The sequence below is a fragment of the Desulfovibrio sp. genome (assembly GCF_019424165.1).
GTDB lineage: Bacteria > Desulfobacterota > Desulfovibrionia > Desulfovibrionales > Desulfovibrionaceae > Desulfovibrio.
The window spans coordinates 1-21,993 of sequence record NZ_JAHZAA010000014.1 but is presented as its reverse complement, the minus strand read 5'-3'; the positions used below and the strand labels follow the sequence as shown (position 1 = coordinate 21,993).

The following is a 21,993-nucleotide window of genomic DNA, read 5'->3' as shown; positions in this document are numbered from 1 at the left end:
AAAAGTCCCCACCGTAAGGTGGGGACTTTTATATATTTCAACGTATTGAAAACTCTGTGCTATATCATTTCATTCAGGTCCGAAGACTGTTCCTGCGCCCTGAATTTCTGTTGCAGCATGATGGGCAGGGCTTCTGGGTCCATAGGGTCATACTCGAACATGACTGCCGTGCCGAAGCAGGAAAAATACTTGCTGCCGTCAGGATGAAAAGCCACGTTTTCGCTATAGCCCACGATGGCCTGCGCCCCCTTGTTCATGGCGCGCGCAGCCATGCCGAAAAAGGCCTCGTCAGAGTCAAAACCCCGGCAGCACACAAGGCCCAGCACCTTGGCAATACGGCGGCCTTCCACCTGATGCGTGGTCACCACGGGAAAACGCCCGGCCATAAAAACCTCGCGCACGCGCGCGTTGGCGTCCGACATGCGCACCTGCTTTTCAGCTTTACGCGCCTTTTTTTCATGACCACCCAGTAAGAAGAACATGCCTGACCTCCAGAAGCAATGGAATGGCAGCGCGGTACGCTGCCGGATACAAAACATATGCAAAGGTCTTGCCAAAACAATTTATCCATATAAATCAGTATATTTATGCGGAATCATTTTCCCTCGTCAGCAAATTGACTGGGCCAGGCATGATATCGCACGTCAGCAGCACCCGCATCGTGGGCGATTTTTCGTTTCGCGCACTGGAGTGATCGTCTGGCTAAAGCCATAAACAGGAAAAGCCCGCTTTCGCGGGCTTTTCAAGTATGCTTTGCCGTTGCCCAGGTGTATTATTGGGCGGGCTGTTTTTTATCTTCTTCGCCATGCTTTTCGGGCCGCAGGATGCGGCAGATGGGCTGCGCCGTGGCCCGGCCGGAGAATATCTCTTCCGCACCGGCGTCCAGGGCATGGGGCAGCACTTCATCCACATGATCCACAAAGACAATTTCAAGATCTTTCAGCACCTCGTCCGGCACTTCCTTGAGATCTTTTTCATTGTCGCGGGGCATAAGCACCTTTTTGATGCCGCTGCGCCGCGCGGCCAGCAGTTTTTCACGCAGGCCGCCAATGGGCAGCACGCGCCCCCGCAGAGATATCTCGCCCGTCATGGCCACATCGTTACGCACCGGAATGCCCAACAACGCCGAGGTAATGGACGTGGCAAGGGTGATGCCCGCCGAAGGGCCGTCCTTGGGCGTGGCCCCGGAGGGTACATGCACATGAATATCCACCTTACGGTGGAAGCGCGGGTCAAGCCCCAGCACTTCGGCCCGCGAGCGCACGTATGAAAGCGCGGCCTTGGCCGACTCCGTCATGACTTCTCCAAGTTTGCCCGTGGTTACCACCTGGCCCGAACCGGCCATGAGCGTTGTTTCCACCAGCAGGATCTCACCGCCGCGCTGATTGTAGGCAAGCCCGGCGCACACACCCACCTGCGGTTCGGCCTCGCGCTCGTCATGCCGGTATTTTTTGACGCCAAGCATGGAGGGCAGGCTCTGGCACGAAATGTTCACACATTTGTCCAGGTTTTCCTCTTCCACCAGCTTGATGGCAGTTTTACGGCACAGGGCGGCAATTTCGCGCTCAAGATTGCGCACGCCCGCCTCGCGGGTATAGGAACGGATGATCTCAAGAACGGCATTGTCCGAAACCCGGATGTTGCTTTCCTTGAGCCCGTGCTCTTCTATCTGGCGAGGCAGCAGGAAGTGCCGCGCGATATGGCGTTTTTCTGTTTCAAGGTAGCTGTTAAGCTCTATTATCTCCATACGGTCCAGCAAAGGCACGGGAATGGTGTGCAGCGAGTTGGCCGTGGTGATAAAGAATATTTTGGACAGATCATATTCCAGATCCAGATAGTGTTCCATAAAGGTATGGTTCTGCTCCGGATCCAGCACTTCCAGCAGGGCCGAGGCCGGGTCGCCCCGGTAGTCGGATGTCATCTTGTCCACTTCATCCAGGCAGAAAAGCGGATTGTTGTATTTCACCCGCTTGAGCGACTGGATGATCTTGCCCGGCAGCGCCCCCACATAGGTACGGCGATGGCCGCGAATTTCTGCCTCGTCCCGCACGCCACCAAGAGACAGGCGCACAAAATCCCGCCCCGTGGCCTTGGCCACAGAGCGCGCCAGAGAGGTTTTGCCCACACCCGGAGGCCCCACAAAGCAGAGAATCGGCCCTTTCAGCCCCTGGGAGAGCTTTTGCACCGCCAGATATTCAAGGATGCGCTCTTTGGGCTTTTCAAGGCCATAATGATCGCCATCCAGAATATTGCGGGCCTTGTCGATATTAATATCAATCTGCTTGAGGTCATTCCACGGCAGGTCGAGTATCCAGTCCACATAGTTGCGCACCACCGTGTATTCGGCAGCCGAAGGCGGCATACTGCGCAGTTTTTTGGCTTCGCCAAGAGCTTTCTGGCGCGCCTCTTCGGGCATGTCACGCGCCTTGAGCTTTTGCTCTATCTCGTCCACCTCGGCCTGGGGGTCGTCATCACGCCCCATTTCCTTGTTGATGGCCTTGATTTGCTCGTTAAGGTAATACTCGCGCTGATTGCGCTCCATCTGCACCTTGACGCGATTTTTGATGCGCTTTTCCACCGTGGCCAGCGCCACCTCGCCGTGAAGCAGCTCATAGGCCAGCTCCAGCCGCTCGGTCACGTCGTCCATCTCCAGGGCCTGCTGCTTTTTGCGGTAGTCCACCTTGAGATTGGGAATAATGGAATCGGCCAGCGGGCCAGGCTCATGCAGCGCCATCATGGAAAGCACAGATTCCTGCGAGAGTTTTTTATTGCCCTTGGCAAACTCTTCCAGAGCCTCATGCACTGCGCGCACAAGAGCTTCGCGCTCTTCGGGGCGGCCTTGCGCCTCGCCACGACGGGCCGCGCGCACAACGGCGCACTGCTCGTTTTCGTGCATGTCTTCCCAGTCGGCACGGTACATGCCTTCAAACAGCACCTTTATGGTGCCGTCGGGCAAGCGCAGCATTTGCAGAACCTTGCTGACCACACCCACGGGAGCCAGGTCTCCGGCTTCGGGCTTTTCCAGTTCGGGCTCAAGCTGGGCCACCAGAAAAATCTGTTTGCTGTAGCTGGCCTGAGCGGCCTCTATGGCCTTGATGGAGGCTTCACGCCCCACAAAAAGCGGCATGATGGAACGCGGAAACATGACCACCTCACGCAGAGGCATGACGGGCAGTTCCACAAATTTTCCAGTACCGCGAACGGATTCAGTCATAGTTTTCCCCTGAAGGGCCGCGGGCCGCATTGGCACGACCCCATAGCTTGGGAGATTGGAGCGGATTACGGCAAAGATGGGCGTCCGCTCTGCCGCCCCTGCACGACGCAGCGCGCCGTCAGGCGACATAAACACAGCCGGAAACACTCTCCGGGCCGCATGCGCCTATAAAAATCTGGCAATTCCGGCCTGTCCGCGCCTGGGCATCTTTTCTGCGCTGCCGGACCATTCTGGCGAAGGTACACTCGCACGGCAGGATATCGTTATGCCGTGGCCGCGCCCGGCCTGTCAGAGAGGAAAAACCGCAGCCGTGCCGTGATGTTATGGCTTTGTGGCGGCAGGCCGCCAGAAATTCGGATTAAACCTTCCTTTTGCGGCGAAAGGCACGTACGCCGAGGGCCTTGAGCGCATCTCACACCGCATGCAGTTCAGGCTGACACAAGGCTGACACGGTAAATCTGCCAGGGCCTTGCGCGTTTTTGGCTCCGGTTTAGGACAAAGCCGCGCAAGGCCCCGGATATTTTCAGCAAAAATGGCTCCAGCGACGACATTTTCCGTAAGCCGCCGGGGCAGCATCCGCTGCCATCCGAAACCGTCTTCGACCGTTGCTGTCAGGCAATGAATCCATGCCTGTTTCTGCAAATCGATGTCAAAGGCAGGCAGGGGCAATAACGATGCCCCACCGCCACTCAGGCATCTTACAATAACAATGCTCTAGGACGCCCGGTCGCCGCCCGCCTGCTTCTTTTCCTGCACAAGGTTTTCGTCCGCCTCACCGAACAGGAGCACAGGCTCCTTGCCCTTTTCAATTACGGCGCGGTTGATGAGGCATTCGCGCACATTGGGCATGGAGGGCAGCCTGAACATGATATCAAGCATAATGCGCTCCATCACGTTGCGCAGGCCGCGCGCGCCGGTCTTGCGCTCAATGGCCTTGGAAGCAATGGATTTGAGGGCATTGGGCGTAAAGCGCAAGGCCACGTTCTCAAGGCCGAACAGCTTCTGGTACTGACGCACCAGGGCATTTTTCGGCTCGGTGAGAATGCGCACCAGGTCCGCTTCGTCCAGTTCATCCACGTGGGTGATGATCGGAATACGACCAACAAATTCGGGAATAAGGCCGAATTTGACCAGATCCTGAGGATGTATCCTGTCCAGCAGTTCGCCCAGGGGCAGTTCCTTGCTGGAGCGGACCTTGGCCCCAAAGCCCATGGCCCCGCCGCTCATGCGCGATTCCACAATCTTGTCCAGTCCCACAAAGGCCCCGCCCACGATAAACAGGATATTCCGCGTATCCATGCGGATAAATTCCTGCTGCGGGTGCTTGCGCCCGCCCTTGGGAGGAATGTTGGCCTCGGTGCCTTCAATGATTTTCAGCAGGGCCTGCTGCACGCCTTCGCCCGACACGTCGCGCGTAATGGAGGGGCCGTCGCCCTTGCGGGAAATCTTGTCGATTTCGTCCACATAGATGATGCCCTTGCTGGCGGCTTCAAGGTCGTAGTCGGCATTTTGCAAGAGCTGGACCAGAATGTTTTCCACATCCTCGCCCACATAGCCCGCCTCGGTAAGGGTGGTGGCGTCGGCTATGGCAAAGGGTACGCGCAGCACACGGGCCAGGGTTTTTGCCAGCAGCGTTTTGCCGCTGCCCGAAGGCCCCACCAGCAGGATATTGCTTTTCTCAAGTTCCACGTCGTCGCCCAGGGCGTCGGCATAGAACACGCGTTTGTAATGGTTGTGCACGGCCACGGAAAGAATTTTCTTGGCTTCGTGCTGCCCGATGACGTACTGGTCGAGCCTGTCCTTGATTTCCTGGGGCGAGAGCAGCGGCCCGTCGTCCTCGGTAACTTCCATCTGGTCGCGCACAATGATGTCGTTGCAGGCCTTGACGCATTTGTCGCAAATGCTCGCGCCGTCCTGCACGATGAGGTTGCGCACCTCCAGTTCGCTGCGCCCGCAGAAGGAGCAGCTCAAAGGTTCGCTGACCTTGTTTTTATCGTTCTTGGCCATGATTATTCGCTCTTTTCCTGAGCCATGTCCTGGCGCGAAACCAGTACGCGGTCAATAATGCCCAGGTCTTTGGCTTCTTCAGGAGTCAAAAAGTTATCGCGTTCGGTCGCCTTGACAATATCCTTGTAAGGACGACCGGTATTTTCGGCAAGTATGCGGTTGAGGCGCTCTTTGAGACGCAGCACCTCTTTGGCATGAATCTCTATATCAGTGGCCTGCCCCTGATACCCGGCCGAAGGCTGGTGAATCATGATCTGGCTGTTGGGCAGGGCATAGCGCAGCCCCGGCTTGCCGGCGGCCAGCAAAAAAGCGCCCATGCTGGCAGCGCGCCCCATGCACACCGTGGAAACCGGCGCGGAAATAAAGCGCAAGGTGTCATAGATGGCAAGACCAGCGGTAACCGAACCGCCGGGCGAGTTGATATAGAGAGAAATTTCCTTTTCCGGATCCTGCGATTCAAGAAAGAGCAACTGTGCGCAGATCAGCGAGGCCACGGTGTCGTTGACCTCGGAACCCAGCAGAACGATGCGGTCCTTGAGCAGGCGCGAATAGATATCGTAGGCGCGTTCGGAACGGCCGGTGGTTTCAATAACCATAGGTATGAGCGACATGAAAGCCTCACTGACATGGCCCGAAGGGGCCGATATATGCGGCGCTGAGCCGCGAAAAAAGCAAAAGGCGGCCCAGAGGCCGCCTTCCCTGATTATTATTTGCTTTCCTGAGCGCTGGCGGACGCGCCCGGCGCGGCATCTGCCTCTGCTCCGGTTTCAGGAACTTTTGGCTCCACTTCCTTGACATTGGCCTTGGCGTAGATGAGATCCATAGCCTTGTCAGCCAGCATGCGGTCGCGCAGCACAAAGATCATGCCCGAACGCTCATACTGTTCGCGCAGGGACTTGAAGTCTTCGCCGGTGCGCATGGCAAGCTGGTAAATCTGCGTAGTGACTTCGTGGTCGGTAACGTCCAGACCTTCTTTTTTGGCAACAGAAAGCAAGAGCACCTGAGCGCGAGCCAGTTCGTCAGCCTGGGGCTGCATGTCTTTGCGCAGGTCTTCCATGCTCTTGCCGAGGCTTTCGAGGCTGCGGCCCTGGCGTTCCAGGCGGCCAGCCATGTCGGCCAGCAGCGTGTTCATCTGGGTTTCCACCAGGCTCGGGGGCAGCTCGAACTCAACCATCTTGAGCAGGCCGTCCAGCAGGCTCTTCTGGGCCGCGCTCTTGTTCAGGCCGGTGCGGCTTTCAGTGTAGCTTTTGGTGATGGCTTCTTTCAGCTTTTCAACGCTTTCAAGACCAAGGCTTTTGGCCAGTTCGTCGTCAAGCGCGGGCAGCTTGCGTTCCTTGATAGCGTGCACCTTGACCTTCATGATCACGGTCTTGCCGGCCAGATCCTTGGCAATGAAGTCTTCGGGAAAATGAATTTCGCCCTCGCCTTCTTCGCCATAAGGGATGGTTTTGACCAGAGCTTCAAAATCTTCCAGAGCCTGGCGCTCGCCCAGGGCCAGATCAAAGGATTCGGCCTTGACGCCTTCCACGGGTTCGCCGTTTTCAAAGGCGGCAAAGTCAACGGTAGCTACCTGACCGTCCACGGCGGGGCCGTTGCCCTCTACGGGCACAAGCTGGGCGCGGTCGCGCAGGATGCGGTCGAGCACTTCCTGCACTTCCTTTTCGTCCACCTCAACTTTTTCCTGCTCCACATCCATACCTTCGTAGGGGGGCAGATCAAACGAGGGCAGCACTTCAAATTCGATGGTATAGGTAAAGCCCTTGCCGCGCTCGAAAGCGTCGGGCGTGTCCACATCAAGACCGGCCAGCGGCATGACGTCGAGCTTCTGCATCACGTCATTGATGTGCACATTGATGAGGTCCTGACGGGCTTCTTCGTAAATCTTGTCGCGAAAGCGCTGCTCGATGACCGAGGCCGGAACCTTGCCCTTGCGGAAACCGTCAACCTGTACGGAAGTCTTGTACAGGGCGATCGTGCCCATGATAGAAGCTTCAACTTCCTGGGGCTCCGTGGTGATGACGACTTTTTTTCTGACCGGCGAAATGTCTTCAGCGCTATATTCCACGAGGGACTCCTTTTCTGGGTGGGCGTGATGGTGCGAGAGGGGGGACTTGAACCCCCATACCTATGGTGCTGGATTCTAAGTCCAGTGCGTCTACCAATTCCGCCACTCTCGCAAAGCGTGTTTCCATAGCACACTTGCTCTCGGCCCGCAAGCGGCGTCCGGCCATGCCGGTTGTGAAAAACCGGGTGACGGAGCATGCGGAAACAATGGCGGAGACGAACTTTCTTAAGATAATACTTCCGGGCCTTATGGCAAGCCGGGAGCATGAAAAAACAACGATAATTCCTGAAGCCCATACGCCCACAACAGCGGGTAAAAAGCCCCAAATCCCCTGTCACCCACAGTGCGGCAAAGGCATGAAACCGCACTGCGAATATCTGTCATCCGAAAACTATCAGCGCAACACCAGCGCCTTGCCGTCCGGTCTCGACTCTGCAACCTCGCCCACAAGGCAGGCAAGGTCACCGCCGGCGAGCAGCAGGGCGCGCGCCTCTTCCACCTGGTCCGGCGGCACAGCCAGCAGCAGCCCCCCCGAGGTCTGGGCGTCAAAGGCCAGACTTTCCACCGCTTCATCCACGCCTTTCTCCACCAGGGAAGAACATGCGCAATGCTTGCGGTTAAGATGGCTGCCCGCCGGGATAAGGCCGTCGCGCGCATACTCCAGGGCGTGCGGCATAAGCGGCAAGGCTTCGGCGTCAAAAATCACACACACACCGGACGCCAGCGCCATTTCGAGCGCGTGGCCTCCCAGGCCGAAACCGGTAATATCCGTGGCCCCAGCAAGCCTGAGTGCGCGAATGACCTCGCCGCCCACACTGTTAAGGCGTGAGCACCAGCGTATAAGCTCCGCTTCACTTTCGTCCGCGCCGTCCCATCCGGCCTTGACCCCTGTAGCCAATACCCCTGTACCCAGCGGTTTTGTCAGCAGAAGTTTTTGCCCGGGCCGCAGGCCGTCATTACGCGCCATGTGCTCCGGATCAATAATGCCTGTGACGGCAAGGCCGTACTTCAATTCTTCGTCCTGAACCGTATGGCCTCCGGCCAGCACGGCTCCGGCCTCGTTCATGGCCTCAAGCCCGCCACGCAGGATGCTTGCAAGAATGCCCTGGGGATCGTCCTCGGCCAGAGCCTGCGGAAAAAAAGCCACGTTCATGGCGCTCCACGGCTCGCCGCCCATGGCGTACACGTCTGAAAGCGCATTGGCCGCGGCTATACGGCCAAAATGAAAACCGTCATTAACAATAGGCGCAAGTATATCCACGGTCTGCACAATGGCGCGGCCGGGCGGCACGGTAAGCACCACCGCATCTTCATTTCGGGCGCGCCCCGCCAGCACGCGGGCTTCGAGATCCGGCCGTGTACCCAGCGGCAACCCGTGTAAAAGTCGCTCCAGGGCCCCTGGAGCAAGTTTTGCGGCTCAGCCGGCAGCGCGGGCTTTTTCCAAAAGCTTCATGCGCGTCTCCTTGCGTAAATTTGCTCTTGCAGTATGCGCTCTTCCGGCACAAAGGTCAAAACCGGCGGCAGATACCCGCAACCGCCACAACGTCTGGACAGACCCGGTATGCGACAGATCACGGCCTGCGGCGGTGGCAGAACGCCATCCACTTGCGCCTTAACGTGCATGCCCGGCAATGCCCCTTTGCGCTGTCTGCCGGTCTGATCGTGGCAGAGACAGAATACGCCTGCATGAACTTGTCCTCGCAGGGGCAGGCAGACGAGGCGGCAAAGGGCGCGCCTGCGCCGCAGCTACCTGAAAGGCTGCGCCGAAGACAGCACCGTCAATAATTTGTGTTACTGAACGCCGCAAAGAACCCTTTATCATTTGAGAATATATGCTATCAAGGGTAAGCTGTTCCAGATTCTGTAGAACTCACCCCTCGTATGCATCTTGTACACTGCGGGGACGACACCCCATTCTTCCATAAAAACATTTGGCTATGTAAAAAGACAGACTGCATTACAAAGAATTTAGCCCGACACCACAGTCGGATACTTTACGTGGAGAAAATGTAATGAATATCAATGAGCAAACCATTCTTGTCACAGGGGCCAACGGCGGCATAGGCAAGGCGCTGGTCAACGCTTTTCTGGCAGCCGGAGCCAAAAAAATTTATGCCTGCGCCCGCAGTACGACATCATTGGAATACTTGCGAAATAACAAAAAAATCCAGCTTGTTCAGCTCGATATCTCCAAACCCGACGACATTGAAAAAACCGTTGCCACATGCGGAGACACTACGGTTCTGGTGAACAATGCGGGCATGGGCGGCAGCGGTCTGCTCGGTTCCCCTCAGACGGCGCGGACCGAAATGGAGGTCAACTACTTCGGCACGCTGGCCATGTGCTCTGCTTTCGCGCCGGTTCTGGGCAAAAATGGCGGCGGCTGCATGATAAACGTCATTTCTGTCATTGGGCTGGTTAATATGCCATCCATCGGCACCTACTGCGCCTCAAAGGCAGCGCTGCATTCGCTTACCCAGGGCCTGCGCGGCGTGCTGGCCGGACAGAACACCGCTGTCATCGGCGTATACCCGGGGCCTGTTGATACACGCATGACCGACGGTCTTGAAATGCCCAAGGCCAGCCCTGAATCTGTCGCGCTGGAAATTCTCGACGGCATGAAAAGCGGCGCTGAAGACGTCTATCCCGATACGTTCGCCAAGAGCATCCAAAAAGGCCTGGCCGCTGACCCCAAAAAAGTGGAACGGGAACTGTCGGGCTACTAAAAACAAGGGCATCGCCACATTTTAAAACCGTTCCTGGGCATCGTTTGCGCAAACCAGATTAGGCACGCTGACGATGCCCTTTCTCAATGCAATATGGGCTTGTGCTTCCAGGCCGCGCAACGGTTGGTAGCCTTGCTCCACATATTTCAGTGGAATCCAAACCAGGACTACGCGCGGGCAAATACAAAAGTTCAGCGTCACACACTTTGGTATGCGAGGCTACCCGGAGCAGATGGAACCACGAACCGTTGAAGCCGCTCATGGCTTATGCCTCAAGCGGTTACAATGCAGTGCGTTGACACCATGATTTGCTGCCCATTATCCAGATTCCCGGCTGACCTTGCTGATGCCGCTGCGTGGCGTCGAAGGAACTCACCAGACGAAACGAGGAATCCCCCCGCAGCATCCGCCCTACAGCCCTCGCAACAGCGAGGAATTGAAAACCTTGAAATGCTCCGGAGAGCGCCGCGCAGGCGACTCAGCCGAAGATCAAGGAGAACATTTCAAGGGGTGACCGCTGTAGCGGTGTTTTTTGCTTACAAAAAAAGGGCGCCGTAGCGCCCTTTCATATCAATCACCATAAACCCGTGAAGAATCTTCGCCTGACGGCCTAGTTTTCTTCCTTGGCAGCTTCAGCGTCAGCTTCATCAGCCTTGGGTTTGCGGGTACGCTTGGGTTTGGCCGAAGCTTCTTCAGCGGCAGGCTTGGCTTCCTTGGCAGGAGCGGCCTTGGCGGCTTTGGGAGCATCGGCGGCAGCGGTTTCGCTGCTGCGGCTCAGTTCAATGATCGCCATCGGGGCATTGTCGCCCTTACGGGGCATGGCCATCTTGAGAATACGGGTGTAGCCGCCGGGTACACCGGCGAAGACAGGGCCGATCTCGTCGAAGAGACGCTTGACCAGGGCATGATCGTTAAGCACACGGTAGGCCTGACGGCGAGCGTGCAGGTCGTTGCGCTTGGCAAGGGTAATCAGAGGCTCCACAACCCGGCGAAGCTCCTTGGCCTTGATTTCCGTGGTGCAGATTTTGCCATGGATCAGCAGCGCCTTGGCGAGATTGTGCAACATGGCCTTACGGTGCGCGGGGGTACGCGAGAATTTCCTGCCGGAATTGCTATGCCTCATTTTGCTGCTTCCTTTTCCATTCCTGATATTTCTTGTCGAAGGAGTCGACCTTCATGCCGAAGTCAAGTCCCATACTCAAAAGCACACCCTTGATTTCGTCCAACGATTTGCGGCCGAAGTTCTTGGTTTTGAGCATCTCGGCTTCAGTGCGCTGCACCAGCTCACCCACAAGGCCGATATTGGCGCTGCGCAGGCAGTTGGTGGCACGGACGGAAAGCTCAAGATCGTCAATGCTTTTGAACAGATGTTCGTTCACTTCTCCGCTTTCACCGCTGCCGTTGCGCATGTCGCCGGATACACGCTCATCAAAGTTGATGAACACGGATATCTGATCTTTGATGATCTTGGCGCTGTAAGCAATGGCATCTTCAGGCGTCAGCGAGCCGTCGGTCCACACTTCAAGCAGAAGACGGTCATAGTTGGTCATCTGGCCCACGCGGGCCTGTTCCACCGTATAGGCGACCTTGCGCACGGGGGAAAAGCTGGAATCCAGCTTGATGAGGCCGATCTCATCGGCCAGGCCCTCGTGCATGTCGGCGGGCACATAGCCCTTGCCCATGCGGACCTCCAGCTCCATCTCCAGCACCACGTCTTCGGTAAGAGTGGCGATGTGCAGATCAGGGTTAAGCACTTCAACGTGCTGATTGGCCACAATGTCGGCCGCCGTCACCGGTCCCTTGCGCTCAACGCGCAGGGTCAGGCGCTGGGGTTCTTCCGTATCCATGCGCAGGCGAACCTGCTTGATGTTCAGGATGACATCAGTGATGTCTTCCAGCACACCATGGATGGTGGTGAACTCGTGCTGTACGCCGATGATTTTCACCGACACAAAGGCCGCCCCCTGAAGGGAGGCCAGAAGGACGCGCCGCATGGCATTGCCGATGGTGGTGCCGTAGCCCCGCTCCAAAGGTTCGCAGACAAATTTGCCGTGCGTGCCGCTGGCCGTCTCTTCTTCGCGCAGAATCTGATCGGGCTTGACAAGCTCGGACCAATTGCGCGCATTGATAAGGCGTTCGCCCTGTTTGATAAGCATGCGAACCCCCGTTTATTTCGAGTAAAGTTCGACGATAAGCTGCTCGTTGACGGGGAACTGGATGTCGTCACGCTGCGGCATGGCCTTGACAGTACCCTTGAAAGCGGCGCCGTCGGCTTCCAGCCAGGCGGGGCAGCCGCGGCGGGCGATAACTTCCTGAGCTTCAGCGAGCACGGGAATCTTACGATTCTTTTCAGGCACTTCGATGGTGTCGCCCAGACGTACCTGCAAGGAAGGAATGTCCACCTTGCGGCCGTTAAGGGTGAAAACACCGTGACGCACGAGCTGACGGGCCTGGTTGCGCGAGTTGGCGAAACCAAGACGGTAAACCACGTTGTCCAGGCGGCGTTCAAGAATAACGAGCAGGTTGGTACCGGTAACGCCCTTCTGCATGTCGGCTTTAACAAAATAGCCGTGGAACTGGCGCTCCAGAATGCCGTAAATACGGCGGGTCTTCTGCTTTTCCCTCAACTGCACCGCGTATTCGCTCACCTTTTTGCGGGCACGGCCATGCTGGCCGGGGGCATAGGGGCGGCGATCATAGGCGCATTTGTCGGTAAAGCAACGGTCGCCCTTCAAAAAGAGCTTGCAGCCCTCGCGACGACACATGCGGCACTTGGCTTCAGTATATTTTGCCATTTATCAATACCTCTTACGTTACGGACTCTGCCGGGGCAGGCCGGTTAGACGCGGCGGCGCTTGGGCGGCCGGCAACCGTTGTGCGGAATGGGCGTGACATCACGAATGAAGGCAACCTTCATGCCGGCGGCCGAAATGGCGCGCATGGCAGCTTCACGACCGGAGCCGGGACCCTGCACATAGATGCCGACAGTGCGCATGCCGTTGTCCTGCGCCTTGCGGGCGGCTGTTTCGGCAGCCACCTGAGCGGCGAAAGGCGTAGACTTGCGCGAGCCCTTAAAGCCACTCTGGCCCGAAGAAGCCCAGGAAACAGCGTTTCCGCGCGTATCCGTAAAAGTAATAATGGTATTATTAAACGAAGCCTGGATGTGGGCAATGCCCACCGGCACGCTTTTCTTTTCCTTTTTCTTGACCACTTTTTTGGGTCTGGCCATAACTATCCCTCTGGATGGAGCTTGTCAGATTTATGCTCCGCGCGCGGCGGAAAATCCGTTCGTCCTCACGGCAGCACGAATGCTGCGTCCGCTTTACAAACTGCGACAAGCGCAGCCGCACGCCCTACTTCTTTTTGCCCACGGCTCCGCGACGGGGACCCTTGCGGGTACGCGCGTTGGTATGAGTGCGCTGGCCATGCACGGGCAGACCGCGACGGTGACGAAGGCCACGGTAGCAGCCAATGTCCATAAGGCGCTTAATATTGCTGGACACTTCGCGGCGAAGATCGCCTTCCACCTTGTAGTGCTGTTCGAGTTCCTTACGAATCTCGTTCACTTCGTCAGCAGAGAGGTCGTCGATACTACGCTCCCAGTTGACGCCGGTGGTGTCCAGAATTTTCATGGCCGTGGTACGGCCGATGCCATAGATATAGGTGAGCGCAATGTCCACCCTTTTGCCGCGAGGCAAATCAACACCTGCTATTCTCGCCACAATATGTCTCCTGCCCTAGCCCTGGCGCTGCTTGTGCCGGGGGTTTTCGCAGATAACTCGAAGCACTCCCTTGCGCCGGATAACCTTACACTTGGGGCATATTTTCTTGACGGAAGGTCTTACTTTCATTCCATTTCTCCAATAAGAGCCTTTGCTTTGACAGATAAAGTCTCCGGCATACCGGCACAGGCCGCACAGACGGCTGACCGACGTCCTTCAAACAAAAAGGACGTGAACGGAAATCTTTATCCGGCTTTACCTGTTCTGTCAACCTTCGATGGTGTGCCGGTTGAGTCCACGATCCGAGATGCTGAGGATTTGCGGCCCGGACGGCGTAATGGCAACACTGTGTTCGAAGTGCGCGGCCCAAAGGCCGTCGCGCGTCACCGCAGTCCACTGGTCGTCAAGGATGTCGACCTCGTAGGTTCCCATGGTGACCATGGGTTCAATGGCTATCACCATGCCGTTTTGCAGGGTCAGCCCGCGCATGCCGGGCCTGAAGTTGGGCACCTCGGGCTTTTCGTGCATCTTGGCGCCCACGCCGTGCCCCACAAAACGCCGCACTACGTTAAAACCTGCGGCTTCCACATAATCCTGCACGGCGGCGCCGATGTTATACACATCATTGCCTGCCCGCGCCTGCTCAATGCCGACATAGAGGCTTTCCTCGGTAATCCGCATGAGTTTTCTGGCCTCGTCACTCACCTTGCCCACAGGAAAGGTGCGCGCCGCATCGCCAACAAAGCCTTCAAAGACTACGCCCATATCCACACTGACAATATCCCCTTCCTCAAGCAGCCGCCCGGAAGGAAAACCATGCACCACCTGCTCGTTGACCGAGCAGCACAGAGCATATGGATAGCCGCAGTAGCCCAAGAAGGCCGGTTTGACCTTGTAATCGGCGCACATATCGCGCGCCAGCTCTTCAAGGCGCATGGTGGGAAGGCCGGGAGCCACCATGTCACCCACGGCATCAAGAACGTTGGCGACCATGCGGTTAGCTTCGCGCAGGCAGCCGATTTCACGCTCATTCTTGATGTACGCGCCGTGATATTTCTTCATACTCCATCACCCGTTGGTTACAGCCGGCCGCTTTTGCGCGCCTTGGCCATCAGGCCCTGATACTGGCTGGAGATCATATGAGATTCCACCTGATTCATAAAGTCCATAGCCACACCCACAAGAATCAGCAGGCTCGTACCGCCAAAGAAGAACGGCACGTTGAAGTTGCTGATGAGCAACATGGGCAGAAGACATACGATGGAAATATAGGTGGCCCCCGAAAGGGTCAGCCGCGTCAGTACGGTATCAATATATTCCTGTGTCTTTTCGCCGGGACGTATGCCGGGGATGAAGCCGCCGTTCTTCTTGAGATTCTCAGCCATATCCTTGGGGTCAAAGATGATGGCGGTATAGAAGTAGCAGAAGAAGAACATGAGGGCCACATAAAGCACGTTGTAAGCCACGCCCTGGGGAGAGAACAGCTCAGCCGCATGCTTTACATATTCATTGGTGGAAAACTGGCCGATGGTGGCCGGGAAAAGCAACAATGAAGAGGCGAAAATCGGGGGAATAACACCAGCCGTATTGAGGCGCAGAGGCAGATGCGAATTCTGCCCGCCGTACATTTTACGGCCCACCTGCCGCTTGGCATAACTTATGGGTATACGCCGCTGCGACCGTTCCACAAAAACAATGGCCACAAGCACCGCAGCCATAAAGACCACGATGACCACCGCCATGAAAATGCTCATGTCCCCGGCCTGTATAAGCGCCACGGACTGAATGATCCCACGGGGGATGCCCACCACAATACCGCAGAAAATGATCAGCGAAATGCCGTTGCCGATGCCGCGTTCCGTAATCTGTTCGCCAAGCCACATAACCAGCACCGAACCGGCGGTAAACGTGGTCATGGTCACCATGCGGAACTGCCAGCCCGGGCTAAGCACCACGGGCGTGCCGGCAGGGCTTGTCATGTTCTCAAGGCCTACGGCGATGCCCAGCCCCTGTACCAGGGTGATGAGCACGGTAAGGTAGCGGGTGTACTGGGTGAGCTTGCGCCGCCCGGCCTGCCCTTCTTCCTTTGCCATACGTTTCACGTCCGGGCTGATGACCTGGAGCAGCTGCATGATGATGCTGGCCGAAATGTACGGCATGACGCCCAGGGCAAAGACGGAAACGTTGGACAGGCCACCGCCGGAGAACATGTCAAAAAGGCTGAACAGCGTCCCCTGCATGCTTTGAAAAAAAGAAGCGAGGGCGGAAGCGTCCACACCCGGAATGGGCACATGCACACCGATACGGTAGCAGCACAAAATCAGGAAGGTCCAGCCAAGTCGCTTGAACAGCGAAGGCTGACCCGCCACAGTGTTTGCCGTTCCTACTGCCATGTAAGACTCTTTGCGTTTATGCGCCTCAGGCGCAGTATATGCACAGCCTCATCCCCTTCGCGCACGAAGGCAATGAGGCCAATGCCTGGCATTGACAGGGACATGCCCTGAAGGCCGCCGGAATCGAAATGGAATATTCGTTGCAGGGCCTTCACCTTTTCCGCCCGACAGTCCGGAAGCGGAACAAACCGGCTGGTCGTAAAACCAGCCGGTTTGGCGTCAACTGTTAAGCCGCGGGAACAGCTTCAAGTTCGCTCACTTCGCCGCCGGCGCCACGGATTTTCTCCGCAGCGGTCTGGCTGAACTTGTGGGCTTCGACCTTGAGAGCGCTTTTGACTTCGCCGCGCGAAAGAATTTTCACGGGCGCACCCATGCGGGCCAGGCCGCGGGCGTAAATGTCGTCCAGCGTAATGGTGTCCTTGCCTTCAAAGGCTTCCAGCAGACGGTCAAGATTGATCACGTCGTAGGTCACCTTGAAGGGGGCGTTTTTGAAGCCGTGCTTGGGCAAACGGCGTTGCAGGGGCATCTGGCCGCCTTCAAAGCCGGGGGCCACGCCGCCGCCGGCACGGGCATTCTGGCCTTTGTGGCCCTTACCCGCCGTGCAACCCAGACCGGAGCCGGAGCCACGACCCACCCTGCGGCGGGTTTTGCGCTCTTCCGGGAAAGGATAGAGATTGTGCAGTTGCATGGTATATGTCCTCCGGCCGTTATTCGACAACGGCCACCATATGCGGAACTTTGGCGATGATGCCCCGGATGGCCGGGGTGTCCTTGAACGTCTTGACCATCTCGCGGCGCTTGAGGCCAAGGGAGTCCAGCAGCTTGCGCTGCGCCGGCGAGGCGCCGATGCGCGAACGCACGAGTTTTACCTTGATTTCTGCCATGACTACTTCCTCGGAGCTTCCAGCTTCTTGCCGCGCAAAGCCGACACGTCATCGGCGCTGCGCAGGGCGGTGAGACCCTGCATGGTGGCGCGAAGCACGTTGTGCGGATTGTTGGTGCCAATGGCCTTGGTCAGCACGTCGCGCACGCCGGCAGCTTCCATGATGGCGCGCACAGCGCCACCGGCGATGATGCCGGTACCTTCGGAGGCAGGCTTGAGCACGACACGTCCGGCGCCGAAGCGGCCCAGAATTTCATAAGGCAGGGTGCCGTCCACAAGAGCCACCTGAACGCGGTTCTTGCGGGCGCGCTCGGTTGCCTTGCGCAGGGCTTCAGGCACTTCCTGGGCCTTGCCCAGGCCGAAGCCCACGCCGCCCTTTCCGTCACCAACCACCACAAGAGCGCTGAAGCTGAACCGGCGACCGCCCTTGACCACCTTGGCCACGCGGTTGAGGGAAACGATCTTTTCGATTTCGCCCAACTCGTTCTGCTGTGTTTCGGTATTTTCCTGACGCATATTAGAACTCCAGGCCGCCTTCGCGGGCGCCATCGGCTACGGCTTTGACGCGACCGTGATAAAGATACCCGTTGCGATCGAATACGACCTTGTCGATATTCTTTTCCTTGGCCATGCGGGCAATTTCAATGCCCACTTTTTCGGCGCCGCCCTTGTTGCAGTGCAGCCCCGATTCGTTCTTGCCAAGCGCAAGGGTGGAGGTGGCCACCAGAGTGGCTCCGTCCAGATCGTTCACGATCTGGGCGTAGACATGCAGGTTGGACCTGTAAACGACCAGACGCGGGCGCTCGGCAGTGCCGCTGACCTTTTTGCTGATGCGAATCTTGCGGCGCTGCCGCGATTCATTCTTGCTGTACTTCATGACGCGCCCCCTACTTCTTGCCGCCGGACTTGCCGACCTTGCGGCGAATCGTCTCGGTAGCGTACTTGATACCCTTGCCCTTGTAGGGTTCGGGCTTGCGGATGCGACGAATCCTGGCGGCCATTTCGCCTACCAGTTCCTTGTCAATACCGCTGATGGTCAGCACCTGGCCTTCCACAGTGGCCTTGAGACCTTCGGGAAGTTCCACCAGCACCGGATGGGAATAGCCCACCTGAAGCTCGATGATATTGCCCTTCACCGCTACGCGGTAACCAACGCCGATGACTTCCAGGGCCTTGGAAAAGCCCTTGGTGACGCCGTCGATGCAGTTGGAAAGCAGCGAGCGGCGCAGGCCGTGCTGGGCGCGGGTAACGCGGTCGTCTTCAATGCGGGTCAGCACAACATGGCCGTCGGCCTGTTCGTACTGGAGCAGGGAGCAGACAGGTGTGCTCAGCGAGCCCTTGGGGCCTTTCACTTCCACAACATCCGTTCCAATCTTGACTTCAACGCCATTAGGAACGGGAATGGGCAGTTTACCTATTCTGGACATGCTCGCACCGCCTACCAGATTTCACACAGAAGTTCGCCGCCCACCTTCTTTTCATGGGCAGTCATGCCGTCCAGCACACCGCTGGACGTGGACAAAATGCATATGCCGAGGCCATTCTGCACCCTGGGGATCTTGTGAGCGCCCACGTACACACGGCGACCAGGAGTGCTGATGCGCTTGAGGCCGCTGATGACGGGCTTGCCCTTCAAATACTTGAGGGTAATGGTAATGTTGCTGTCGGCCACGGCCACGTCTTCGACGTAACCTTCCTGCTTGAGGATGGCGGCTAACGATTCCTTCATCCTCGAGCGCGGCACATTTACTTCCTTGTGCAGGGCCAAATGTGCGTTGCGGATGCGGGTCAGCATATCCGCAATGGGATCTGTCAACATCGAGAAGCTCCTAAGAGTTTGGGGGCGGGGTTAACGGCCCAATGCCGTCACTTCCCGCAGCGCGCCAAAAACGCGCCATCCGGGCGCTCTCGCGCCCGGAAATTTACCAGCTCGACTTGCGCACGCCGGGCAGCTCGCCACGAAGGGCCATATTGCGGAAGCAGATACGGCAGATGCCGAACTGACGCAGAAAAGCCCTGGGCCGGCCGCAGAGCGGGCAGCGATTGTAAGCGCGAGCGCTGAATTTGGGCTTGCGCTTGGCCTTTACTTCCAAAGAAGTACGGGACATAGCTTAACTCCTACTTGCGGAACGGCATGCCCAGCTGGTCAAGAAGGAGCTTGCCTTCCTTGTCCGTGGCCGCCGTGGTGACAATGGTGATGTTCATACCCTTGGGGTTTTCCACACGGTCGACCTCGAGTTCGGGGAAGATGGTGTGTTCCTTGATGCCCAGGGTGAAATTGCCGCGCCCATCGAAACCACGATCGGGAATACCGCGGAAGTCACGTACCCGGGGCAGGGCAAAGTTCATGAGCTTGTCAAGAAAGTCCCACATGCGGTCCCTGCGCAGGGTGACGCGAGCGCCGATAGGCATGCCTTCGCGCAGCTTGAAAGCAGCGATGGATTTTTTGGCGCGTGTCACCACGGCCTTCTGGCCGGCAATGGCCGAAAGTTCAGCCACGGCTTCTTCCATCAGCTTATTGTTCTGGCTGGCGGCGCCAAGGCCGATGTTCAGAGAGATCTTTTCAATCCCGGGCAGTTGCATTGACGAGGAGTAACTGAACTCCTTCTGCAGTACCGGAACCACCTTCTCTCTATATATCTTTTCAAGGCGTGTCATCGTATCACCTTATTCCATGACTTCATTGCACTTTTTGCAGAAGCGCACTTTCTTTTCCTTGCCCTCGGACTCAATGGCCTTGTAGCCCACGCGAGTGGCCTTGCCACAAGCGGAGCAGACAACCATGACGTTGGACACGTGGATCGGCATTTCCTTTTCCACGATACCGCCGGGCTGCTGGGCATAGGGGTTGGGGCGCATGTGGCGCTTGACCATATTGGTCTTTTCCACCAGCACGCGATCCTTCTTGCGCAGGATCTTGAGCACCTTGCCGATTTTGCCCGCGTCCTTGCCGGCGATTACCATCACCTTGTCGTCCTTGCGGATACGATACATTTTCATGACGGTCTCCTACAGCACTTCCGGGGCCAGCGAAATAATTTTCATAAAGTTCATGGCGCGCAGCTCGCGGGCCACGGGGCCGAAGATGCGGGTTCCGATGGGCTCACCCTGAGTGGAGAGCAGCACCGCGGCGTTGCCGTCGAACTTGATGTAGCTGCCGTCCATGCGACGCACTTCTTTGGCGGTGCGCACGATAACAGCTTTCATAACGTCGCCCTTTTTCACTTTGCTATGTGGTATGGCTTCCTTGACGGAAACCACCACGATGTCGCCGACAGAGGCGTAACGGCGGTGTGAACCGCCCAGCACCTTGATGCAGGCAACCTTTTTGGCGCCGGAGTTATCGGCAACCTGGAGCGTGGATTCTACCTGAATCATGGCACTACCCTATACGGCTTTTTCAATGATGGAGACCAGATGCCAGCGCTTGTTGCGCGAAAGCGGACGGAACTCCACAATTTTGACCTTATCGCCCATACCGCATTCGTTCATGGGATCATGAGCCGTGAACTTCTTGCGGCGCCTCACATACTTTTTGAGCAGAGGGTGCTTGACCAGGGTCTCAACGCGCACGACAATTGTCTTGTCGTTCTTGTCGCTCACCACAATGCCGGTCAGCGTTCTGCCCTTACGATCTTCCAGAGCTTGCATTTTAGGCCCTCTGTTCCTTTTCGTTCAGTACAGTCTCGATGCGCGCCACCTGCTTCCGCATGGCTTTCAGCTCGGAAGTCTTCTCAAGCTGCGCGGCGGCATGCTTGAAACGGGCGGTCATCAGTTCCTGGCGCTGTTCGGCCAGCTTGCCGCGCAGCTCTTCAACGCTCATGGAGCGAAGATCAGCGGCGGCGGGCCGGGCGCTCTTGTCGGTTTTTTTCTTGGCGGCCATTAGATGCCCTCCCTCACCACGATGACGGTCTTCACGGGCAGCTTGTGCGCGGCGCGGGTGAGCGCTTCGCGAGCAAGGTCAAGGCTGACGCCCTTGATTTCATACAGCACGCGACCGGGTTTCACCGGAGCGCACCAGCCGACCGGCGCGCCTTTACCGGAACCCTGACGGGTTTCCAGGGGCTTGGCGGTCACGGGGCGGTCGGGGAACACACGGATCCACACTTTACCGCCGCGCTTGATGTGGCGCATCATGGCGATACGCGCGGCTTCGATCTGCTGGCTGGTGAGCTGGCCGTGCTGTACGGCCTTCAAACCAATATCGCCAAAGGCAACGGTGGCGCCGCGGGTGGCCAGGCCGCGCAGGCGGCCCTTCTGCCATTTGCGGAATTTAACTTTTTTGGGCGCAAGCATTACTGATCAACCTCTTTGTCAAGGATTTCACCCTTGTATATCCACACCTTGACACCAATGATGCCGTAGGTGGTGCGCGCTTCGGCAAAGCCGTAGTCAATATCGGCGCGCAGGGTCTGCAAGGGCACCCGGCCATCGCGGTACCATTCGGTACGGGCGATTTCAGCACCGGCCAGGCGGCCGGAGCACGTCACCTTGATACCTTCGCCGCCGAACTTGCGGGCCATGGACACGGTGCGCTTCATGGCGCGCCGGAAGGCCACACGGCGTTCCAGCTGCTGGGCGATATTTTCGGCCACAAGCTGGGCGTCCACTTCAGGACGGCGGATTTCATTCACTTCCAGAGAAAACTCGCGTCCGAACTTCTGACGAAGGTCATTGCGCAGCTTTTCAATTTCCACGCCTTTGCGCCCGATAACGATGCCGGGACGCGCCGTGGACAGAATAAGCCGTACCTTGCCGCCAGCACGTTCAATCTCGATCTTGGAAAGCCCCGCATGAAAGAGAAGCTTTTTGACGAACGCGCGGATCTTGCTGTCTTCGTAGACAAAGGCAGGGTATTCCTTCTTGCTGAACCAGCGGGACTGCCAGTTCTTGTTGTACCCAAGCCGGAACCCGAACGGATGTACTTTCTGACCCATAGCCTATTCCTGCCCTTCTGCGAGTATATCGGTGATGTGGCTCGTG

At 57.5% G+C, this 21,993-nt stretch carries 29 protein-coding genes and 1 tRNA gene; 1 reads left to right on the top strand and 29 read right to left on the bottom strand.

Annotation, left to right across the window (positions count from 1 at the left end):
* Positions 1–59: 59 nt before the first annotated feature.
* The 7 genes from QZ377_RS06870 to selD all read right to left on the bottom strand — a co-directional run bounded on the left by QZ377_RS06870 (position 60) and on the right by selD (position 8,739).
* Positions 60–482, bottom strand: coding sequence for a hypothetical protein (locus QZ377_RS06870; protein ID WP_072312336.1), 423 nt, complete (start codon positions 480–482; stop codon positions 60–62).
* 290 nt (positions 483–772) lie between these two features.
* The gene (gene lon, locus QZ377_RS06865; protein ID WP_291440432.1) at positions 773–3,214 is read right to left on the bottom strand and encodes an endopeptidase La; all 2,442 of its coding nucleotides are present in this window, start codon (positions 3,212–3,214) and stop codon (positions 773–775) included.
* A 714-nt stretch (positions 3,215–3,928) separates the two neighbouring features.
* Positions 3,929–5,221 (bottom strand): ATP-dependent Clp protease ATP-binding subunit ClpX, encoded by a 1,293-nt coding sequence (clpX, locus tag QZ377_RS06860; protein WP_291440431.1) that lies wholly within the window; start codon positions 5,219–5,221, stop codon positions 3,929–3,931.
* 2 nt (positions 5,222–5,223) lie between these two features.
* A complete protein-coding gene (locus QZ377_RS06855) occupies positions 5,224–5,832 on the bottom strand; it encodes an ATP-dependent Clp protease proteolytic subunit (RefSeq protein ID WP_012624324.1) in 609 nt (202 codons plus the stop codon).
* Between the two features lie 95 nt (positions 5,833–5,927).
* Complete coding sequence (gene tig, locus QZ377_RS06850; RefSeq protein ID WP_291440430.1) at positions 5,928–7,286, bottom strand: trigger factor; 1,359 nt, start codon at positions 7,284–7,286, stop codon at positions 5,928–5,930.
* 28 nt (positions 7,287–7,314) lie between these two features.
* Positions 7,315–7,398, bottom strand: a tRNA-Leu gene (locus tag QZ377_RS06845).
* Positions 7,399–7,680: 282 nt separating this feature from the next.
* The gene (gene selD, locus QZ377_RS06840) at positions 7,681–8,739 is read right to left on the bottom strand and encodes a selenide, water dikinase SelD (RefSeq protein WP_291440429.1); all 1,059 of its coding nucleotides are present in this window, start codon (positions 8,737–8,739) and stop codon (positions 7,681–7,683) included.
* Between the two features lie 559 nt (positions 8,740–9,298).
* Between selD and QZ377_RS06835 the strand changes: the two genes are divergently transcribed.
* Entirely contained in the window at positions 9,299–10,012 is a 714-nt protein-coding gene (locus tag QZ377_RS06835; protein WP_291440428.1) for an SDR family oxidoreductase, read from the top strand.
* Between the two features lie 610 nt (positions 10,013–10,622).
* On the opposite strand, the gene rplQ is transcribed toward QZ377_RS06835, so the two are convergent.
* From rplQ to rpsC, 22 genes are all read right to left on the bottom strand, one after another.
* Positions 10,623–11,135, bottom strand: a complete 513-nt coding sequence (gene rplQ, locus QZ377_RS06830; protein ID WP_291440427.1) for a 50S ribosomal protein L17 — start codon at positions 11,133–11,135, stop codon at positions 10,623–10,625.
* Positions 11,125–12,168, bottom strand: a complete 1,044-nt coding sequence (locus QZ377_RS06825) for a DNA-directed RNA polymerase subunit alpha (RefSeq protein ID WP_291440426.1) — start codon at positions 12,166–12,168, stop codon at positions 11,125–11,127. Before QZ377_RS06825 ends, rplQ begins: the two co-directional genes overlap by 11 nt.
* Positions 12,169–12,180: 12 nt before the next feature.
* On the bottom strand, positions 12,181–12,807 hold the full coding sequence (gene rpsD, locus QZ377_RS06820; protein WP_291440425.1) for a 30S ribosomal protein S4: 627 nt from the start codon (positions 12,805–12,807) through the stop codon (positions 12,181–12,183).
* 44 nt (positions 12,808–12,851) lie between these two features.
* Positions 12,852–13,241, bottom strand: a complete 390-nt coding sequence (rpsK, locus tag QZ377_RS06815) for a 30S ribosomal protein S11 (protein ID WP_012624317.1) — start codon at positions 13,239–13,241, stop codon at positions 12,852–12,854.
* A gap of 124 nt (positions 13,242–13,365) precedes the next feature.
* A complete protein-coding gene (rpsM, locus tag QZ377_RS06810) occupies positions 13,366–13,734 on the bottom strand; it encodes a 30S ribosomal protein S13 (RefSeq protein ID WP_012624316.1) in 369 nt (122 codons plus the stop codon).
* Between the two features lie 15 nt (positions 13,735–13,749).
* Positions 13,750–13,863: a 50S ribosomal protein L36 gene (gene rpmJ, locus QZ377_RS06805; RefSeq protein WP_005027799.1), complete on the bottom strand. Its 114-nt coding sequence runs from the start codon at positions 13,861–13,863 to the stop codon at positions 13,750–13,752.
* A gap of 138 nt (positions 13,864–14,001) precedes the next feature.
* Complete coding sequence (gene map / locus QZ377_RS06800) at positions 14,002–14,796, bottom strand: type I methionyl aminopeptidase (protein ID WP_012624315.1); 795 nt, start codon at positions 14,794–14,796, stop codon at positions 14,002–14,004.
* A 17-nt stretch (positions 14,797–14,813) separates the two neighbouring features.
* Complete coding sequence (gene secY / locus QZ377_RS06795) at positions 14,814–16,127, bottom strand: preprotein translocase subunit SecY (RefSeq protein ID WP_291440424.1); 1,314 nt, start codon at positions 16,125–16,127, stop codon at positions 14,814–14,816.
* A 226-nt stretch (positions 16,128–16,353) separates the two neighbouring features.
* Positions 16,354–16,815 carry a 50S ribosomal protein L15 gene (gene rplO / locus QZ377_RS06790; protein WP_012624313.1) on the bottom strand — a complete coding sequence of 154 codons (462 nt, stop codon included), beginning with the start codon at positions 16,813–16,815 and terminating at the stop codon, positions 16,354–16,356.
* A gap of 19 nt (positions 16,816–16,834) precedes the next feature.
* A complete protein-coding gene (rpmD, locus tag QZ377_RS06785) occupies positions 16,835–17,011 on the bottom strand; it encodes a 50S ribosomal protein L30 (RefSeq protein ID WP_012624312.1) in 177 nt (58 codons plus the stop codon).
* A gap of 2 nt (positions 17,012–17,013) precedes the next feature.
* Entirely contained in the window at positions 17,014–17,526 is a 513-nt protein-coding gene (gene rpsE / locus QZ377_RS06780; RefSeq protein ID WP_291440423.1) for a 30S ribosomal protein S5, read from the bottom strand.
* A 1-nt stretch (position 17,527) separates the two neighbouring features.
* Positions 17,528–17,887, bottom strand: coding sequence for a 50S ribosomal protein L18 (gene rplR / locus QZ377_RS06775; RefSeq protein WP_012624310.1), 360 nt, complete (start codon positions 17,885–17,887; stop codon positions 17,528–17,530).
* Between the two features lie 10 nt (positions 17,888–17,897).
* Positions 17,898–18,437: a 50S ribosomal protein L6 gene (rplF, locus tag QZ377_RS06770; RefSeq protein WP_012624309.1), complete on the bottom strand. Its 540-nt coding sequence runs from the start codon at positions 18,435–18,437 to the stop codon at positions 17,898–17,900.
* Between the two features lie 11 nt (positions 18,438–18,448).
* A complete protein-coding gene (gene rpsH, locus QZ377_RS06765) occupies positions 18,449–18,829 on the bottom strand; it encodes a 30S ribosomal protein S8 (RefSeq protein WP_012624308.1) in 381 nt (126 codons plus the stop codon).
* A gap of 103 nt (positions 18,830–18,932) precedes the next feature.
* Positions 18,933–19,118 (bottom strand): type Z 30S ribosomal protein S14, encoded by a 186-nt coding sequence (locus QZ377_RS06760; protein ID WP_012624307.1) that lies wholly within the window; start codon positions 19,116–19,118, stop codon positions 18,933–18,935.
* 10 nt (positions 19,119–19,128) lie between these two features.
* Positions 19,129–19,668, bottom strand: a complete 540-nt coding sequence (gene rplE, locus QZ377_RS06755; RefSeq protein WP_291440422.1) for a 50S ribosomal protein L5 — start codon at positions 19,666–19,668, stop codon at positions 19,129–19,131.
* Positions 19,669–19,677: 9 nt separating this feature from the next.
* Positions 19,678–20,010 (bottom strand): 50S ribosomal protein L24, encoded by a 333-nt coding sequence (rplX, locus tag QZ377_RS06750; protein ID WP_291440421.1) that lies wholly within the window; start codon positions 20,008–20,010, stop codon positions 19,678–19,680.
* 9 nt (positions 20,011–20,019) lie between these two features.
* Positions 20,020–20,388, bottom strand: coding sequence for a 50S ribosomal protein L14 (gene rplN / locus QZ377_RS06745; RefSeq protein WP_012624304.1), 369 nt, complete (start codon positions 20,386–20,388; stop codon positions 20,020–20,022).
* 9 nt (positions 20,389–20,397) lie between these two features.
* The gene (gene rpsQ / locus QZ377_RS06740; RefSeq protein WP_012624303.1) at positions 20,398–20,661 is read right to left on the bottom strand and encodes a 30S ribosomal protein S17; all 264 of its coding nucleotides are present in this window, start codon (positions 20,659–20,661) and stop codon (positions 20,398–20,400) included.
* Position 20,662: 1 nt separating this feature from the next.
* Entirely contained in the window at positions 20,663–20,893 is a 231-nt protein-coding gene (gene rpmC / locus QZ377_RS06735; protein WP_291440420.1) for a 50S ribosomal protein L29, read from the bottom strand.
* Positions 20,893–21,306 carry a 50S ribosomal protein L16 gene (gene rplP / locus QZ377_RS06730; protein WP_012624301.1) on the bottom strand — a complete coding sequence of 138 codons (414 nt, stop codon included), beginning with the start codon at positions 21,304–21,306 and terminating at the stop codon, positions 20,893–20,895. Before rplP ends, rpmC begins: the two co-directional genes overlap by 1 nt.
* Positions 21,306–21,947, bottom strand: a complete 642-nt coding sequence (gene rpsC, locus QZ377_RS06725) for a 30S ribosomal protein S3 (protein WP_291440419.1) — start codon at positions 21,945–21,947, stop codon at positions 21,306–21,308. Before rpsC ends, rplP begins: the two co-directional genes overlap by 1 nt.
* Between the last annotated feature and the right edge of the window lie 46 nt (positions 21,948–21,993).

Bases quoted from the DNA above. Each gene is read 5' to 3' on its own strand.
- rpsD (WP_291440425.1), bottom strand. From the start codon at position 12,807: ATGGCAAAATATACTGAAGCCAAGTGCCGCATGTGTCGTCGCGAGGGC.
- QZ377_RS06855 (WP_012624324.1), bottom strand. From the start codon at position 5,832: ATGTCGCTCATACCTATGGTTATTGAAACCACCGGCCGTTCCGAACGC.
- rplX (WP_291440421.1), bottom strand. From the start codon at position 20,010: ATGAAAATGTATCGTATCCGCAAGGACGACAAGGTGATGGTAATCGCC.
- rplF (WP_012624309.1), bottom strand. From the start codon at position 18,437: ATGTCCAGAATAGGTAAACTGCCCATTCCCGTTCCTAATGGCGTTGAA.
- QZ377_RS06870 (WP_072312336.1), bottom strand. From the start codon at position 482: ATGTTCTTCTTACTGGGTGGTCATGAAAAAAAGGCGCGTAAAGCTGAA.
- rplP (WP_012624301.1), bottom strand. From the start codon at position 21,306: ATGCTTGCGCCCAAAAAAGTTAAATTCCGCAAATGGCAGAAGGGCCGC.
- rpmC (WP_291440420.1), bottom strand. From the start codon at position 20,893: ATGGCCGCCAAGAAAAAAACCGACAAGAGCGCCCGGCCCGCCGCCGCT.
- secY (WP_291440424.1), bottom strand. From the start codon at position 16,127: ATGGCAGTAGGAACGGCAAACACTGTGGCGGGTCAGCCTTCGCTGTTC.
- map (WP_012624315.1), bottom strand. From the start codon at position 14,796: ATGAAGAAATATCACGGCGCGTACATCAAGAATGAGCGTGAAATCGGC.
- rpsH (WP_012624308.1), bottom strand. From the start codon at position 18,829: ATGTTGACAGATCCCATTGCGGATATGCTGACCCGCATCCGCAACGCA.
- clpX (WP_291440431.1), bottom strand. From the start codon at position 5,221: ATGGCCAAGAACGATAAAAACAAGGTCAGCGAACCTTTGAGCTGCTCC.
- rplR (WP_012624310.1), bottom strand. From the start codon at position 17,887: ATGAAGTACAGCAAGAATGAATCGCGGCAGCGCCGCAAGATTCGCATC.
- rpsE (WP_291440423.1), bottom strand. From the start codon at position 17,526: ATGCGTCAGGAAAATACCGAAACACAGCAGAACGAGTTGGGCGAAATC.
- rpmJ (WP_005027799.1), bottom strand. From the start codon at position 13,863: ATGAAAGTAAGACCTTCCGTCAAGAAAATATGCCCCAAGTGTAAGGTT.
- rpmD (WP_012624312.1), bottom strand. From the start codon at position 17,011: ATGGCAGAAATCAAGGTAAAACTCGTGCGTTCGCGCATCGGCGCCTCG.
- rplE (WP_291440422.1), bottom strand. From the start codon at position 19,668: ATGACACGCCTTGAAAAGATATATAGAGAGAAGGTGGTTCCGGTACTG.
- rpsQ (WP_012624303.1), bottom strand. From the start codon at position 20,661: ATGCAAGCTCTGGAAGATCGTAAGGGCAGAACGCTGACCGGCATTGTG.
- rplO (WP_012624313.1), bottom strand. From the start codon at position 16,815: ATGCAACTGCACAATCTCTATCCTTTCCCGGAAGAGCGCAAAACCCGC.
- rpsC (WP_291440419.1), bottom strand. From the start codon at position 21,947: ATGGGTCAGAAAGTACATCCGTTCGGGTTCCGGCTTGGGTACAACAAG.
- rplN (WP_012624304.1), bottom strand. From the start codon at position 20,388: ATGATTCAGGTAGAATCCACGCTCCAGGTTGCCGATAACTCCGGCGCC.
- rpsK (WP_012624317.1), bottom strand. From the start codon at position 13,241: ATGGCCAGACCCAAAAAAGTGGTCAAGAAAAAGGAAAAGAAAAGCGTG.
- QZ377_RS06825 (WP_291440426.1), bottom strand. From the start codon at position 12,168: ATGCTTATCAAACAGGGCGAACGCCTTATCAATGCGCGCAATTGGTCC.
- QZ377_RS06835 (WP_291440428.1), top strand. From the start codon at position 9,299: ATGAATATCAATGAGCAAACCATTCTTGTCACAGGGGCCAACGGCGGC.
- rplQ (WP_291440427.1), bottom strand. From the start codon at position 11,135: ATGAGGCATAGCAATTCCGGCAGGAAATTCTCGCGTACCCCCGCGCAC.
- QZ377_RS06760 (WP_012624307.1), bottom strand. From the start codon at position 19,118: ATGTCCCGTACTTCTTTGGAAGTAAAGGCCAAGCGCAAGCCCAAATTC.
- lon (WP_291440432.1), bottom strand. From the start codon at position 3,214: ATGACTGAATCCGTTCGCGGTACTGGAAAATTTGTGGAACTGCCCGTC.